This is a genomic window from Sphingomicrobium astaxanthinifaciens, from assembly GCF_022865105.1.
GTDB lineage: Bacteria > Pseudomonadota > Alphaproteobacteria > Sphingomonadales > Sphingomonadaceae > Sphingomicrobium > Sphingomicrobium astaxanthinifaciens.
The window spans coordinates 1-15,337 of record NZ_JAKNYM010000002.1 but is presented as its reverse complement, the minus strand read 5'-3'; the positions used below and the strand labels follow the sequence as shown (position 1 = coordinate 15,337).

General features: G+C 69.3%; 9 protein-coding genes. 6 read left to right on the top strand and 3 right to left on the bottom strand.

What is annotated here, in order from left to right; genetic code table 11:
- Nucleotides 1–85 precede the first annotated feature (85 nt).
- The 3 genes from L8951_RS03830 (at nucleotide 86) to L8951_RS03820 (ending at nucleotide 4,559) form a co-directional block, all read left to right on the top strand.
- Nucleotides 86–661 (top strand): PAS domain-containing protein, encoded by a 576-nt coding sequence (locus L8951_RS03830; RefSeq protein WP_244381695.1) that lies wholly within the window; start codon nucleotides 86–88, stop codon nucleotides 659–661.
- A gap of 101 nt (nucleotides 662–762) precedes the next feature.
- The gene (locus L8951_RS03825) at nucleotides 763–4,227 is read left to right on the top strand and encodes a chemotaxis protein CheB (RefSeq protein ID WP_244381694.1); all 3,465 of its coding nucleotides are present in this window, start codon (nucleotides 763–765) and stop codon (nucleotides 4,225–4,227) included.
- The gene (locus tag L8951_RS03820) at nucleotides 4,191–4,559 is read left to right on the top strand and encodes a response regulator (protein ID WP_244381693.1); all 369 of its coding nucleotides are present in this window, start codon (nucleotides 4,191–4,193) and stop codon (nucleotides 4,557–4,559) included. The genes L8951_RS03825 and L8951_RS03820 overlap by 37 nt, the downstream gene beginning before the upstream one ends.
- On the opposite strand, the gene L8951_RS03815 is transcribed toward L8951_RS03820, so the two are convergent.
- Genes L8951_RS03815 through L8951_RS03805 form a run of 3 tightly spaced genes read right to left on the bottom strand, consistent with a single transcriptional unit; the run spans nucleotide 4,556 to nucleotide 6,452 of the window.
- On the bottom strand, nucleotides 4,556–4,768 hold the full coding sequence (locus L8951_RS03815) for a hypothetical protein (RefSeq protein WP_244381692.1): 213 nt from the start codon (nucleotides 4,766–4,768) through the stop codon (nucleotides 4,556–4,558). The two genes, L8951_RS03820 and L8951_RS03815, sit on opposite strands and share 4 nt — an antisense overlap.
- Nucleotides 4,769–4,773: 5 nt before the next feature.
- Nucleotides 4,774–5,493, bottom strand: coding sequence for an ABC transporter ATP-binding protein (locus tag L8951_RS03810; RefSeq protein ID WP_244381691.1), 720 nt, complete (start codon nucleotides 5,491–5,493; stop codon nucleotides 4,774–4,776).
- A gap of 47 nt (nucleotides 5,494–5,540) precedes the next feature.
- The gene (locus L8951_RS03805) at nucleotides 5,541–6,452 is read right to left on the bottom strand and encodes an ABC transporter permease (RefSeq protein WP_244381690.1); all 912 of its coding nucleotides are present in this window, start codon (nucleotides 6,450–6,452) and stop codon (nucleotides 5,541–5,543) included.
- Nucleotides 6,453–6,519: 67 nt separating this feature from the next.
- On the opposite strand from L8951_RS03805, the gene L8951_RS03800 reads away from it, so the two are divergent.
- The 3 genes from L8951_RS03800 to L8951_RS03790 form a co-directional block, all read left to right on the top strand.
- The gene (locus tag L8951_RS03800; RefSeq protein ID WP_244381689.1) at nucleotides 6,520–6,672 is read left to right on the top strand and encodes a hypothetical protein; all 153 of its coding nucleotides are present in this window, start codon (nucleotides 6,520–6,522) and stop codon (nucleotides 6,670–6,672) included.
- An 88-nt stretch (nucleotides 6,673–6,760) separates the two neighbouring features.
- On the top strand, nucleotides 6,761–8,218 hold the full coding sequence (locus tag L8951_RS03795; RefSeq protein ID WP_244381688.1) for an FGGY family carbohydrate kinase: 1,458 nt from the start codon (nucleotides 6,761–6,763) through the stop codon (nucleotides 8,216–8,218).
- 593 nt (nucleotides 8,219–8,811) lie between these two features.
- On the top strand, nucleotides 8,812–15,337 hold a 6,526-nt coding region (locus L8951_RS03790; RefSeq protein WP_244381687.1), incomplete at its 3' end, for a DUF5801 repeats-in-toxin domain-containing protein.

Here is a 15,337-nt window from a genome sequence, read left to right as displayed (position 1 = left end):
CGATGCTGCGCCGTCCCGACCGCGATTCGCCGTTCGCCGGCGGGGGGCGTGCAACTGGCATGGGGGGCCGGCGGTTGGCTCGGTGATGAGCGCACCGACCCCCAGCATCGTGCCTAACAGCCTCGCCGACTTCATCGCACAGTCGACGCTGGCGCTGACCCTCGCCCCGACCACGAACGACGACCAGCCGCTGGTCGCCGCCAACGACCGCTTCTGCCGGCTGATCGGCTATCCGCGCGCGGAAGTGATCGGGCGCAACTGCCGCTTTCTCCAGCGCGACCGGCGCGACCAGCCGGGGCTCGGCAGGGTGCGCGCGTTCATCGCCGGCACCGGTCGCGGCAGCTGCCGGGTCAACCTCGTCAACTTCCGCGCCGACGGCACCCCCTTCGTCAACATGCTGACGCTGTCGCGCATCTGCGATGCCCGAGGGACGCCGCGTTTCCTGTTCGCCAGCCAGTTCGACATCGGCACCGCGAGCCTCGAGGAGGCCGACGGGTACGACGGACGCTATCGGACTGCGGCCGACCGGATCCGCGGGACGCTCGACCCGCATCGCCTGCAGCTGGTCGGCAGCGTGGCGGCGCTCGCCGACACGGCGAGCGCGATCGCCGAGGCCAAGATGCTCGTCGCCCAGCTCGACCACGGCTCGACGCTCTACTGACGCCCCGGCCACCACCGCCGTCGCGGGCCGCGACACGGTCTTTGGTCCGCTCTGGCGCGTGAAGACTTGGCAGCTACGATAGGGCACCTTATCCGTTTTGCATGGCAGACCGATCTCCAGCCGCCGATCCGACCGAGGCCGACACGAGCGAGCGCCCCATCCCCGTCGTCGGGGTCGGCGCGTCGGCGGGCGGGCTCGAGGCGCTGCGCGAGATGTTCAGCCCGATCAAGCAGCGCACCGGGATGGCCTTCGTCATCGTCCAGCATCTCGACCCCGATCACGAGAGCCTGATGGCGCAGCTGCTCGCGCGCGAGACCGCGCTGACGGTGGCGCAAGTCGCCGGCGGCGAGGAGCCGCAGCCCGACCATATCTACATCATCCCGCCCGGCAAGGGGCTGGCGCTGCGCGACGGGCGGTTGCAGCTCGAGCCGTTCGACCTGCCCCGCGGCCAGCGGCGCCCGATCGACGATTTCCTCATCTCGCTCGCCGAGGAGTGCGAGCAGTTCGCCGCCGGGGTGATCCTCTCGGGCACCGGGGGCGACGGCGCGATCGGGCTGCGCGCGATCAAGGAACATGGCGGGCTCGCGATCGCGCAGGAACCGACCAGCGCGCGCTACGACGGCATGCCGCTCTCGGCGGTCGGCACCGGGATGGTCGATTTCGTCCACGAACCGAGCGACATCGTCGAGGAGGTCGTCGCCTATTTCCAGCGGCTGCGCGGGTCGAGCGTCTATGACGAGGGCGCGAGCGAGATCGTCGCCGAGATCGACAATCTGTGCGACACGCTGCAGCAGGCCGTCGGCCACGATTTCGCGGGCTACAAGCGCTCGACGCTCGAGCGCCGCATCGCGCGCCGGCTGCAGGTCCTGGGGATCGAGCGCGCGCGCGACTATGTCGACCTCCTGTCGCAGGACCGCGACGAGTGCGAGACGCTGTTTCGCGACCTGCTCATCAACGTCACCAAATTCTATCGCGACAGCGAGCATTTCGACGCGCTGCGCGAGCGGGTCATCGGCCCGCTGGTCAAGGGGCGCGGGCGCGAGCAGGAGATCAGGGTCTGGGTGCCCGGCTGCTCGTCGGGCGAGGAAGCCTATACCATCGCGATGCTCATCGCCGCCGAGCTCGAGGCGCAGCAGGTCGGCGCCAGCGTCCAGATCTTCGCCACCGACATCGACGAGGCGATGCTCGAGATCGGGCGCCAGGCGCGCTATGCCCCCGCCGCGCTGGTCGACCTGCCCGAGCCGTTGCGCGAACGCTACACGATCAGCCACGGCGACCATGTCACGGTCAGCCCGCGGATCCGCGACATGGTGCGCTTTTCCAACCACAGCATCATCAAGGACGCGCCCTTCTCCAAGCTCGACCTCGTCAGCTGTCGCAACCTGCTGATCTATTTCGGCGACCGTCTCCAGCAGGCGGTCATCCCGCTGCTCCACTACGCGATCGTGCCCGGTGGCTATCTCATGCTCGGTCCCTCGGAGACGATCGGGCGGTTCGACGACCTTTTCCAGCCGGTCGACCAGAAGGCGCGGCTGTTCCGGCGCAAGGGCGGGCGCGGCGTCTACCCCACCCACCTCACGGTCGGCAGCGAGACGCGCGCGACCCGGCAGGCCCGCCGCGCGCGCCGCCTGCGCCCCGACCGCGGCTGGGAAGACGATGCCGCGCTCAAGCGGCTGGTCGATCGCTACGCGCCCGCCGCGATGGTGCTCCACGAGGACGGGCGGATCCAGAGCAGCTATGGCCGGCTGTCGCGCTATTTCGAATTTCCCAACAGCCCGACGGGGGATGTGAGCGCGACCTCGCTCGCCCGCCCGGGCCTGCGCGAGACCCTCGTGCCGCTGCTGTGCGAGGTGCGCGAGGAGCGCAGCCGGATCGTGGCGCGCGAGGTCGAGGTGCGCAGCGAGTTCGGGTCGCAGCGCATCAACGTGATCGCCGACCCGCTGCCCGACGGCAACCTGCTCGTGGTGTTCCGCGAGACCGCCGAATTTCGCGCCGAACTCGACGAGGACCTCGTCGAACTGGGCCCCAACGACGGGCAGGTTCAGATCCTCGAGGACGAGCTGCGGCTGGCGCGTCACCGCCTGCGCTGCACCGTCGAGGAACTCGAGACGGTCAACGAAGAGCTCAAGTCCTCGAACGAGGAGATGATGAGCATGAACGAGGAGCTCCAGTCGACCAACGAGGAGCTCACCACCGTCAACGACGAGCTGAAGTCGAAGGTCGACCAGCTCACGGTGGCCAACGCCGACCTGCGCAACTTCTTCGAATCGACCCAGCTCGCGGTGGTCGTCCTCGACGGCAACCTCAACATCCGCAGCTATACCGAGGCCGCCCAACAGCTGTTCCCCCTCAAGCCCGCCGACCGCGGGCGGCGGCTCGAGGACATGACCTCCGAGCTGGAGGACGACCGCTATCTCGACGATGCCCGTTCGGTCGTGCACGGCCATGGCCCCATCGAACGCCAGATCGCGACCCGCGACGGACGCTGCTTCCTGTTGCGCGTGATGCCCTACCGCGTGCTCGACGGCAGCGTGTCGGGGGCCACGCTCGTCTTCACCGACATCACCGAGGCCAAGGCGCTCGAGACCGAGCTGGCGCAGGAACGCGAACGCCTCAAGCTCGCGCTCGAGGTGTCGGGGATCGGGGTGTGGGAATATCTGGTCGAGGAAGGGGCGACCGTGCTTGACGAGGCGGTCGAGGGGATGTTCGGGCTCGACCCCGCGGACCAGCACCCGATCGACGAGCTGATCGCCGCGATCCATCCCGACGACCGCGACCGGGTCGAGGCGGCGCTGCGCCGCGCGATGAGCGGGCAGGCCGATTACCAGGCCACCTTCCGCGTGCGCGAGGCGGACGGGACCGAGCGCACGCTGCGCGGGCTCGGGCGGCTCGTCGAGGGCAGCGCCCCGCAACGCCTCGTGGGGGTCTATTTCGACGTCACCAGCGAAGCCGAGGGGATCGCCATGCGCGAGCTCCTGCTGCGCGAGATGAACCACCGGGTGAAGAACCTGTTCGCGGTGATCGGCGGGATGATCAGCCTCGCCGCGCGCTCCAACGACAGCGTTACCGACATGGCGCGCACGCTGCGCGAGCGGATCGCCGCGCTGGGCCGCGCGCATTCGCTGACCAACGCCAGCGGGATCGAGGGCAGCGAGCTTGGCGAGCTCGTCCGCGCCGCGCTCGCCCCCTTTGCCGATCACGACGGGCTCGAGATCGCGGGCGCGCCGGTGGCGATCCGCCAGAATGCGGTCTCGGGGCTGGCGCTCCTGCTCCACGAATGGGCCACCAACTCGGTCAAATATGGCGCGCTCGGCGACCCCGAGGCGCAGCTGGAGATCCGCTGGCAGGACGCCGCCGACGGCGCGGTCGCGCTGTCGTGGGAGGAAAAGCTGAGCGCGCCACGGAACGTCGAGGAGCATAGCGGGTTTGGAACCACATTGGTCGAGGTCTCGGCCCGACAACTCGAGGCCAGCGTCGAACAAGCCAGTAGCGAGAGGGCGTTCACATTAACGTTGAACCTTCCAGCCAATTGTCGAGCCGAACCCCCTACCGGGTCCTCGTCGTAGAGGATGAGATCCTGATCGCGCTCGATCTCCAGCATACCCTCGAGGATGCCGGCTACGAGGTGATCGGCCCGCACGAGAATGTCGCCGACAGCCTCGCGACCATCGCCACCGCGCACCCCGACGCGGCGATCCTCGATGTCCAGCTCGACGGCGAGGACGTCTTCCCGGTGGCCGAGCAGCTCAAGGCCGAGGGGGTGCCGATCGTCTTCCACTCGGGCCATGCCGAACCGGCGCAGCTGCAGGAACGCTTCCCCGAGGCGCGCTTTTGCAGCAAGCCCTGCACCCCCGCGCTGCTCGAGAGCGAGTTGCGCATCGCGATCGAGGGCGCCTAGCCCCGCCTCCCCCCGAGCAACCCGGGTCCGCAGCCCGCGTCAGCGACCCGCGGCGCGTCGGCGAGCGCGCCGGTCGCGCGCGCGGGCGTCTCGTCGCTCTTGTCCATCGAGCGGTCGGGCGCCTGGGCGACGATCAGATAGATCGCGACGGCGATGCCGAGCAGCGCGATGCCCGGCAGGAGGTGGCGGGTAAGGGACAGCCTGGCCATGCGCGTCAATGCTCCTCCGGCAGCGCGGTGCCGTCATGGGTGATGCACCCGTCTTCGAGGACGAGGATGCGGTCGGCAAGGTCGAAGACGCGATTGTCGTGGGTGACGATGATGCAGGCGCGATCGGGCGCGACCGCGACCGCGCGCAACAGGTCCATCACCCGGCGTCCCGACCGCGCGTCGAGCGCGGCGGTGGGCTCGTCGCAGACCACGAGGCGCGGGCGGTGGACGAGCGCGCGGGCGATCGCGACCCGCTGCTGCTGCCCGCCCGACAGCTGGTGCGGCAGCTTGTCGGCCTGGTCGGCGATGTTGAGGTCCTCGAGCATCGCGATGGCGCGCGCGCGGGCCTCGCCGCGCGCCAGCCCCTGCGCGATCAGCGGCACCGCGGCGTTGCTCGCCGCGTCGATCGCGGGGATGAGGTTGTACTGCTGGAAGATGAAGCCGATGTGGTGCAGCCGGAAGTCGACGAGGGCGCGGTCGGGCAGCGCATAGAGGTCGGTGTCGAACACACGCACGCTGCCCTCGGTTGGCCACAGGATGCCGCACAGGATCGAGATCAGCGTGGTCTTTCCCGATCCCGATTCGCCGACTAGGTAGGTCAGCTCGCCGCGACGGATATCGAGGTCGATGCAGTGAAGCACGCGGATCGACTGGCTGCCCGCGGCGAAATCGCGGACGATACCGCGCGCCGCGATCGCGGCGCCGCTCGCGGGGCGCGCGCTCATCGCAACACCGCCGCGGGCTCGGTCCGGAGCACCCCGCGCAACGCCACTCAGCCGGTCAGCGCGAGGATCAGCATCACCGAGACGAGGCTGATCACCGGCACCTGCCACGGGGTGTAGAAGCCCTTGAAGGTCGGCTCGCCCGCGAAGGCCTCGAGGAATAGCGCCGCGCCGAGCAGCCCGAGCCCGTAGCCGACCAGCCCGACCAGCGCCGCCTGCGCGGCGACCATCGCGCGGATCTTGCCGTTGTGGACCCCGATCGCCTTGAGCGCGCCGAACTGCCGGACATTGTCGCGGATGAACAGGCTGAAGGTGAGCCCGACGATCGCCACCCCGACGATGAAGCCGAGCCCCACCGTGATCCCGAAATTGAGCGGGATGCCGGTATTCTCGATGATGAAGTCGATGCCGTCGCGCGCGAATTGCTCGCGGGTACGCGCGCGCAGCCCGGTCTGCGCCTCGATCGCGCGCGCCAGCGCTAGCCGCTCGACCCCGTCGGCGGCCTTGACGAGGATGAAGCTCATCCGGTTGCGCTGCCCCGGGACGTAGCCGAGCGCGTTCGAATAGCGGGTGGTGAGGGTAACCTGGCTGGTGAAGGTGGGGATGTTGTCGGTGACCCCGCGAATGACGGCGCGGCGATCGTTGAGCTCGAGCCGCGTGCCGAGGAAGGGCGCGCCGGGGGGGGAGAGCCGGGTCGCCCCGACGTCGTCGATGAAGACCGCGTCGGGGGCGGCGAGCCGCTCGCGCTCGCCGGCGACCATGCGCGCGGGCTGCCCGATCAGCGTGCTGTCGTCGACCCCGATCACGGTGACCCCCTCGAGATCGCCCTCGGGGGTGCGGATGGTCGCGCCCGAGCGCAGGTGCGGCACCGCCCACTCCACCCCCGCGACGCCGCGCACCGCGTCGAGCGCGGTGGCGGGCATCGGGAAGGCGACATCGGGGGTGCGGCTGACCGGGTCCATTACCCACAGGTCGTTGGTCCGGATATCGTAGACCGCGCTCGCGCCGCGCTCGAGGAGGTTGACGAAGATGGTTCAGCTGCTGGGTGATCAGCAGCGTGGAGAAGGCGATGCCGAAGACCAGCCCGAAGAATTTCTGGCGGTCGCCCGTGAGCATGCGGATCGCGATCCAGATCATCGTGGTGGGCGCCTTCTTCCCGCCGGTCGTCTGGGCGCAGGATAGGCGCCGGCACGGGGGGCGGGCAAGGGCGCCGCCCCACGCGCCGGCGGGCGAGGGTTCCGATCGGCCCGATTTCGGCTAGGCTGGCGCGATGATCCTCGTTCTCGACGAAGGCACGAGCTCGACCCGTGCATTGCTGTTCGCCGACGACGGCGCAATCGCGCATGTCGCGCAGGCCGACCTGCCCGCAACCTACCCGCAGCCGGGCTGGGTCGAGCAGGACCCCAAGCTGATCTGGGACCGCAGCCGGCAGGTCATGGCCGCCGCGGTCGCGGCCGCGGGCGGGCCCGGGAAGGTCGGCGCCATCGGGATCGCCAACCAGCGCGAGACCGTCGTGGCGTGGGACCGCACCAGCGGCGCGCCGCTCGCGCCCGCGATCGTCTGGCAGGACCGGCGCACCGCCGCGGCCTGTGACGCGCTGCGCGAAGCGGGGCACGAGCCAGCACTCCAGGCGCAGACCGGGCTGCTCCTCGATCCCTATTTCAGCGCCACCAAGATGCGCTGGCTGCTCGACCACCACGCGGCGGTGCGCGAGGCCGCCGCGGCCGGGCGGCTCGCGCTCGGGACGGTCGACGCCTGGCTCCTGTTCAAGCTCACCGGGCGCCACGCCAGCGATGCCAGCAACGCCAGCCGGACGCTGCTGATGGATCTCGAGAAGGTGGCCTGGGATGCCGGGCTGTGCGACCTCTTCGGGGTGCCGCGCGAAGCCCTCCCCGAGATCGTGCCGACCGCCGGCGAGCTCGGCACGACCGACCTGTTCGGCGGGGCGATCGCGGTGACCGGGTCGGCGGGCGACCAGCAGGCGGCGACGATCGGGCAGGCCTGCCTCGCGCCGGGGCGCGCCAAGGCGACCTTCGGCACCGGGCTGTTCGCGCTGGCGCCGACCGGGGCGACCCCCGCGCGCTCGCGGCACCGGCTGCTCTCGACCCTGCTGAGCCACGACGGGACCAGCGCCGCCTATGCGCTCGAGGGCGCGGTGTTCGTCGCCGGCAGCCTCGTCAAGTGGCTGCGCGACATGGCCGGGCTGGTCGAGCATGCCGAGGAGACCGAAGCGCTCGCGCGCAGCGTCGAGGACAGCGGCGGGGTGACGATCATCCCCGCTTTCACCGGGCTCGGCGCCCCGCACTGGCGGGCCGACCTGACGGGCTCAATCCACGGCCTGACCTTCGGGGTCGGGCGCGCGCACCTGGTGCGCGCCGCGCTCGAGGCGGTGACGATGAGCGCGCACGACCTGGGGCGCGCCTTTGCCGCCGACGGGGCGGCGTGGACCAGCCTGCGGATCGACGGCGGGATGGCGCGCAACGACTGGTTCGCGCAGGACCTCGCCGACATCCTCGCGATCGGGGTCGAGCGCCCCGCGAACATCGAGAGCACCGCGCGCGGCGCGGCCATGCTCGCGGCGGTGGGGGCGGGGCGCTTCGCCTCGCTCGAGGAGGCCTGCGCGATGCAGCCGCGGCGCGACCGCTTCACCCCGGCGATGGCGCCCGACGCGCGCGCCGCGCGACTCGACCGCTGGCACGCCGCGCTCGACCACGCGCTCGCGCGCTGAGGCGCCGCGACTCGGTGGTTGCGGCGGCGTGACGAGTCGCGCCGGTGTCGGCCAGCCGACCCGCCGCGCGACCCCCTTGTGTCGTTTCGGGACGCGGCTGGCGAAGAAAATCGCGGTCGATGCGCGGTTGTGGTTCCAAGTCCAAATTTAACCGCGGATTATATGAAAATGGATAATGAGCGATTTACCATCACTTAAAAAGCTTGACCTGCATCAATTTTACAAGTCGTGGTCATGATTTCATTAGAAACGGTCGACCTAAAATATATGGTCGACTTGAATTTGGCGAAGACCCGTCGAGCCGGCAGGTAGTAGGATGCAAATTCCGTCGCGAGTTAACCGTAGAAGGTTAACAGTAGGAGTTCACGATTACTCGCATCGTTCGACCCAAGTCGAATCACCGATGCATGGGCTAGACTTGCTTTTGCTTCGCGAATGATGATTTCCTTCGGCATCTGAAGCGGTGGGCTGTCGGTGCGTTAACCAATTCCGTTCAACGGCGACGCCAGCATCCACCGATCAACAGGGGGCGGTCCGACCAACCGCTCGCAACGGCATGAAGGTGGGACGAAATGCGACAGGATGATCTTTCGATGACCCAGGCGGCGCTGGGCGCCGACAGCGAACAGCAGCCGCAGCTGCCCGAGAACGCGGTGCGCGTGGCTCCCGGGCCCGGCGGCTCGGTCATCCTGCCTGCGGGCGTCGAGCTCGATGACGTCACCGTCGTCGGGCGCGACCTCGTGGTCGAGCTGCCCGACGGCAGCGTCATGATCATTGCCGGCGGCGCGGTGTTCGTGCCCAAGCTCATCATCGGCGGTATCGAGGTTCCCCCCACCACCCTCGCCGCGCTGCTGATCGGTGAAGAGCCCCAGCCCGCCGCGGGCGACACCCCCTCGAGCGGGGGCAACTTCGGCATCCCGGTGCCCGACCTCGGGCCGGGGATCGGCCTGGGCGACCTGCTGCCGCCGACCGCGCTCTTCTACACCCCGCCCGAATTCCGCGAGGTCGGGGTGATCGAGGACAATCTCCCCGAGGTGAACATCGACACCCCCGAGGAGCCCTTCGCGGTGCCCGACGCGGTCACGCAGGTGGCCGAGGACGGGCTGCCCGCGGGCGACGGCACGCTGCGCGACGCGGGCGAACCCGAGGGTTCGGCCGCGGCGACCGACAGCGAGACCACGACCGGGACCATCATCTTCTCCTCGCCCGACAGTCGGGGCACGCTGATCGAGGATGGCGGGCTGACGATCAACGGCACGGTGGTGACCGGGGTTGGCCAGCAGATCGCGGGGCAATATGGGATCCTCACCATCACCGCGATCGGCGATGGCACCGTCAGCTTCAGCTACACGCTGTCGGACAATACGGACAACGGCGTCAGCGACGTCTTCACCGTGGTGGTCACCGACCCCGATGGGGACAGCGACACCGCGACGTTGACCGTCAACATCCTCGACGATTCGCCGACCGCGGTCGACGATGTCGTCACGCTCGGCCTCGGCCAGGACAGCGCCTCGGGCGACGTGTTCACGGGCGAGGGGTCGGACGGGGGATCGGCGAGCGCCGACATCCCCGGGGCCGACGGCATCGAGACGTGGGGCGTGATCGACGACGGTTCGCTCGTCTTCCACAGCGGCACCGACTATGTCGTCGAGGGCGAGTGGGGCACGCTGACGGTCGAGGCCAATGGCGCCTGGAGCTACGAACGCTTCGAGGGCGGCCCCGGCGGCAAGACCGACACCTTCACCTACGTCATCATCGACGACGACGGCAGCGAATCGACCGCCACGCTCTCGATCGTCATCCCCGACGAGGAACCCGACGTCGACGTGCCGCAGCCCGACCCCGACGGTGACGGTCCGGGGCTCGGCGACGAGGGCACGCGCGTGTTCGAGTCGGGCATCGAAGACGGCGCGGGGGGCAGCCCCGGCTCGGCGGCCGCGGGCGACGGCGAGAAGACCAGCGGCGTGATCGTCTATCTCGACGGCGATTCGCCCTCGCTGATCGCGATCAGCGGCGGGATCGAGATCAACGGCGTGCCGATCCCGGTCGGCGAGATCACCGTGGTCGAGACCGAGCTCGGCGTGCTCACCGTGGACCATACGGTCGCGGGGCAGCTCAGCTATACCTACGAACTGCTGACCAACACCGACGGCGACGACACCACCGACGTCTTCACGATCACCGTCACCGATCCCGACGATCCCAACGACCCCAACGACGATGACGTCGTCGAGGGCACGCTGGTCATCCAGATCGTCGACGACGTGCCGAGCGCGGTTGATGATCCCGTCAACCAGCTCGACGAGGGCGAGCCCGTCCTGATCGACGTCTTCGCCAACGACACCGCGGGCGCCGACGGGGTCGACCTGTCGAACAGCGACCCGGTCGCCGAGGGCGAGGGCGAAGTCGCGAGCGGGATCGAGCTGGTCGAAGGCACGCTGACCGGCGAGGGCACGCTCGAATATCTCGGCGGCGGGCAGTTCCGATACACCCCCGCGCCGGGCGAACAGGGCGAGATCAGCTTCGACTATCGGATCGTCGATGGCGACGGCGATGCCGCGGTCGCGACGGTGACCATCGCGCTCGAGCCCGACAGCACCCCGCAGGTCGGGCCGACCGCCGACCTGTCGGCCGACGAGGACGCGCTGGCGGGCGCCAATGCCGATGACGGGCAGGTGGCACCGCAGCCGATCGAGACCGACGGCGCGGCCAGCCTCAGCGGCAGCGTCACCGTCGATTTCGGCGACGACCAGGATACGCCGAGCGAGGCCGACGCGATGGCGAGCTTCGCCTTCACCGCGGCGACGGTCGAGGCGCTCAACGCCGCCGGGCTGACCTCGGGCGGGCTCGCGGTGGTGTTCGCGCTGAGCGCGGACGGCCACAGCATCACCGGCACCGTGGCGGGCGCGAGCGAACCGCTCCTCACCATCAGCCTCGACAGCGCCGACGTGAACGCGGCGACCAACGAGGTCACCTACAATTACAGCGTCGAGCTGGCCGGGCCGCTCGACCATCCCGACCAGAGCGACGCCGAGGGCGACCCCGACATCGAGGACGTCTTCAGCCTGCCCGCGATCGGCTTCGTCGTGACCGATGCCGACGATGGCGACAGCGCGACGGGCAGCTTCGTCGTCTCGCTGCGCGACGACGTGCCGACCGCCAACGACGATGCGACCGAGGTGAGCGACAGCGACGGCGGCCGCAGCGCCACGGGCAATGTCATCAGCGACGCGCCGGGCGCCGACCAGGTCGGGGCCGACGGCGCGGTGGTCGCGCAGGTCGACGGTTTCGGCGGCGACAGCGACGCCGGCGCCGCGATGGAGGTCGAGGGCCAATATGGCACGCTGACCATCAACGCCGACGGCAGCTACACCTATGTGATCGACACCGAGGGCGCCAATTATGACGCGGTCCTCGCGCTCGGGGTCGGGGCCACCCTCGAGGAGACCTTCACCTATTACCTGCGCGATGCCGACGGCGACGTGGCGACCGCCACGCTGACCGTGACGATCAACGGGTCGAACCAGCCGCCGACCGGGCAGGCGGGCGGCGCGGTGGTGTCCGAGGAGGGGCTCGAGAACGCGCTGCCCGACAGCGACCCCGCGGGCGACGACAGCAACAGCGCGACCGCCAGCGGCAGCTTCGGCTTTGCCGACGGCGATACCGGCGATGTCCTCAGCTATGCGCTGGGCGATCCCTCGGCGGTCGAGGGCTACCAGCCGCTCTACACCGCCGACGGCACCGAGATCGTCTGGGATACGAGCGATCCCGAGCAGCTCGTCGGGCGCGCCGGCGAGGGCGGTCCCGCCGTGATCACCATCACCATCGACTATGGCGCCGATGCCAGCGACCCGAGCGACGACGGCTATGACGTCGTCCTGCTCCAGCCGCTGTTCCACGGCACGCTGGGCGCGGGCGACGGCGATATCGAGAGCGAATTCGACATCACCGTGCCGCTCACCGTCGACGACGGCAACGGCGGCACGCTCGAAACCAGCTTCGCGGTCGAGGTCGAGGACGACAGCCCGGCGGCGAGCGCGAACGAGGACTTCGACGCCGAGCTGGCCATCGAACTGTCGACCAGCGATGCCGACGTGCCGACCGGCACCGACAGTCAGAACTATGCCGGGGCGTTCGAATTCTTCGCGGGCGGCGACGGCTTCTTCGGCGGCAGCGAGGAAGCCGCGACGAGCTACGAGCTCATCGTCGATACCGGCATCGCGACCGGCATCTTCGACACCGCCACCGGCCAGGAGGTGCAGCTGCGCGTCGACGAGCTGGGCGTGGTCCACGGCTATGTCATGGTCGGCAGCGACGAGGTCGACGTCTTCACCGTCTCGGCGAGCGACGACGGCACCGTCACCGTGACCCAGCTGCGCGCGGTCCTGCACTTCGACGAGTTCGGCAACGAGAGCGATGCGCCCGAGGCGATCGCCGAAGGCGCGCTGACGCTGCGCGCGACCGTGTCCGACGAGGATCGTGACACCGATACCGCCGACCTCGACCTGGGCAGCCGGATCGTCTTCGGCGACGACGGCGTCGAGGCGGTGGCCGACACCGACGAGGTGACCGACACCGAGGGACAGCTGTCGGCGACCGGCAACGTCATCACCGATGCCGAGGCCAATGGCGACGGTGGGGCCGACGATGTCAGCGAGGACGTGCCCAACGAGATCATCCAGATCGTCGGCTTCGAGGGCGACACCGACAGCCGCGACTTCGGGTCGGCCGACGGGTCGCTCGAGGTGCAGGGCAAATATGGCACCCTGACGATCAACGCCGACGGGACCTATACCTACACGCTCGATCCGACCGATCCCGATTATGGGGATGTCATCGCGCTCAACGACGGCGAGACCCTGTCAGAGGTCTTCACCTACACGCTCTCCGACGCCGACGACGACACCGACGTCGCGACGCTGACGATCACCATCAACGGGGTCGACGACGGGCCGGTCGGCGAGGTCGGCAACGCGGTCGTCTCCGAGGAAGGGCTCGAGGACGGCATCGCCGACGACGACCCGGCGGGCGACGACACCGACCTGCCGAGCTTCACCGGGGATCTCGACTTCTCCGATCCCGACGATGCCACGCTCGACTATGTGCTCGGCGCGCCGACGGAGACGCTCTACACCGCTGATGGCACCGCGATCATCTGGGATACCAGCGATCCCGAATTGCTGATCGGTCATACCGGCGATCCGACCGACCCGGCGATCACGGTGGCGATCAACTATAATGACGACACCACCAGCGCCGACGACAGCTACACGGTCACGCTGCACAAGCCGGTCTATCACAATGGCGGCGACGCCGCCTTCGACGGCGACGGCAATATCGAGAGCGAGGTCTCGTTCACGGTGCCGCTGAAGGTCACCGACGGCACGCCGTCGAACGATCTCGACACCAGCTTCACCGTCTTCATCGAGGACGACAAGCCGGTGGTCGAGGCCAACCCCGAGGCGCCTGCGCTCGACGGGCTGCAGACCAGCGATGCCACGCTTGGCGCGGCGGGCGAGGACAGCCAGGACTATTCGGGCCAGTTCTCGGTCGGCTTCGGCGCCGACGGGCCGCAGGACGGCAATGCCGCGAGCGCGCTCGTCTACACGCTCGGGGTGAACTACAACCCCGATACCGACAGCACCGGGCTGGTCGACACCGAATTCGGGGTCGCGATCGACCTGCGTTATGACGCGGTGACCGGGCTGGTCGAAGGCTATTTCGAGTTCGACGGCACCGAATATGTCGCCTTCACGCTGTCGGTCGACGGCAGCGGGGTGGTGACGCTCACGCAGAACCGCGCGGTCGAGCATTATGACGGCGAGGCGATCCCGGCCAACGAGAGCGACGTGCCCGAGGGGATCCTCGGCAGCAACGTCATCACGCTGACCGCGACCGCGACCGACGAGGACGACGACAGCGACAGCCACACCATCGACATCACCGGCGACATCAGCTTCGCCGATGACGAGCCTTCGATCTCGGTCGAGCAGGTGGGCGACGACTTCACCGTCGCGCTCGACGAGACGCGCCCCGAGGGCGACGACCTCGACGGTCCCAATGCGGGCCCGGGCGATGCCAGCGAGACGGTCGACGTGTCGGGCTTCTTCACGGTCGGCGCGGCCGACCTGTCGAACGACCTGCCCAACACCGTCAGCTACAAGATGGTGCTGGTGGGCGGCGATGTCGGGGTGGATTCGGGGCTCTTCGCGCTGGCCGCCGGGGGCGGCAAGGGCGAGGCGATCCAGCTCTATCTCGTCGACGGGGTCGTGGTCGGTTCGACCGCGGCGAGCATCGACCTGGTCACCGACGACAACAGCTATTTCACCATCGCGGTGGACGACGAGACCGGCGTGGTGACCTTCAGCCAGAGCCAGAATGTCTGGCACGACAACAGCGGCGACAATGACGACGCGGTGGCGCTCGAGCTGGCGCCGGGCACGCTCGGGGTCGAGGCGACCATCACCGATGGCGACGACGACACCAACGACGTTCCCGCCGTGCTCGACCTGTCGGGCGGCGTGTTCGTGATCGAGGACGATGGTCCCTCGGTCAGCGATGCGACGATCAGCCGCACGGTCGATGAGGACGGGCTCGACGACGGGATCGCGGGCGGACCCGACGACGTCGCGGGCGAGATCACGCAGGTGGTCGGCAGCGTCGCCTCGCTGTTCGACACCGGCACCGATACCCCGGCGAGCTACGGCATCAACGCGGTGACCTCGGGGCTGCCCGCGCTCACCTCGGGCGGGGCGACGGTCAACTATGCGGTCCAGGGCGACACGCTGGTGGCCTATACCGGCGGCAACCCCGACGACCTGTCGGCGCGCATCTTCACGCTGCAGGTCGACAGCGACGGCGACTACACCTTCACGCTGCTCGGGCCGATCGACCATCCCTCGCTCGACGGCGAGGCGGGCGACGACACCGAGAACGACCTCGTCCTCGACCTGTCGAGCGCGATCGTGGCCTCCGACGCCGACGGCGACAGCGTCGTCGCCGCAGACGGGGCGTTCGAGATCACCGTCGACGACGATACGCCGGTGGTCGAGGCCAACCCCGAGGCGCCTGCGCTCGACGGGCTGCAGACCAGCGATGCCACGCTTGGCGCGGCGG

Coding starts and splice junctions, on each gene's coding strand:
- L8951_RS03815 (WP_244381692.1), bottom strand. CDS start 4,768: ATGGCCAGGCTGTCCCTTACCCGCCACCTCCTGCCGGGCATCGCGCTG.
- L8951_RS03800 (WP_244381689.1), top strand. CDS start 6,520: ATGGTTCAGCTGCTGGGTGATCAGCAGCGTGGAGAAGGCGATGCCGAA.
- L8951_RS03830 (WP_244381695.1), top strand. CDS start 86: ATGAGCGCACCGACCCCCAGCATCGTGCCTAACAGCCTCGCCGACTTC.
- L8951_RS03805 (WP_244381690.1), bottom strand. CDS start 6,452: ATGGACCCGGTCAGCCGCACCCCCGATGTCGCCTTCCCGATGCCCGCC.
- L8951_RS03825 (WP_244381694.1), top strand. CDS start 763: ATGGCAGACCGATCTCCAGCCGCCGATCCGACCGAGGCCGACACGAGC.
- L8951_RS03795 (WP_244381688.1), top strand. CDS start 6,761: ATGATCCTCGTTCTCGACGAAGGCACGAGCTCGACCCGTGCATTGCTG.
- L8951_RS03810 (WP_244381691.1), bottom strand. CDS start 5,493: ATGAGCGCGCGCCCCGCGAGCGGCGCCGCGATCGCGGCGCGCGGTATC.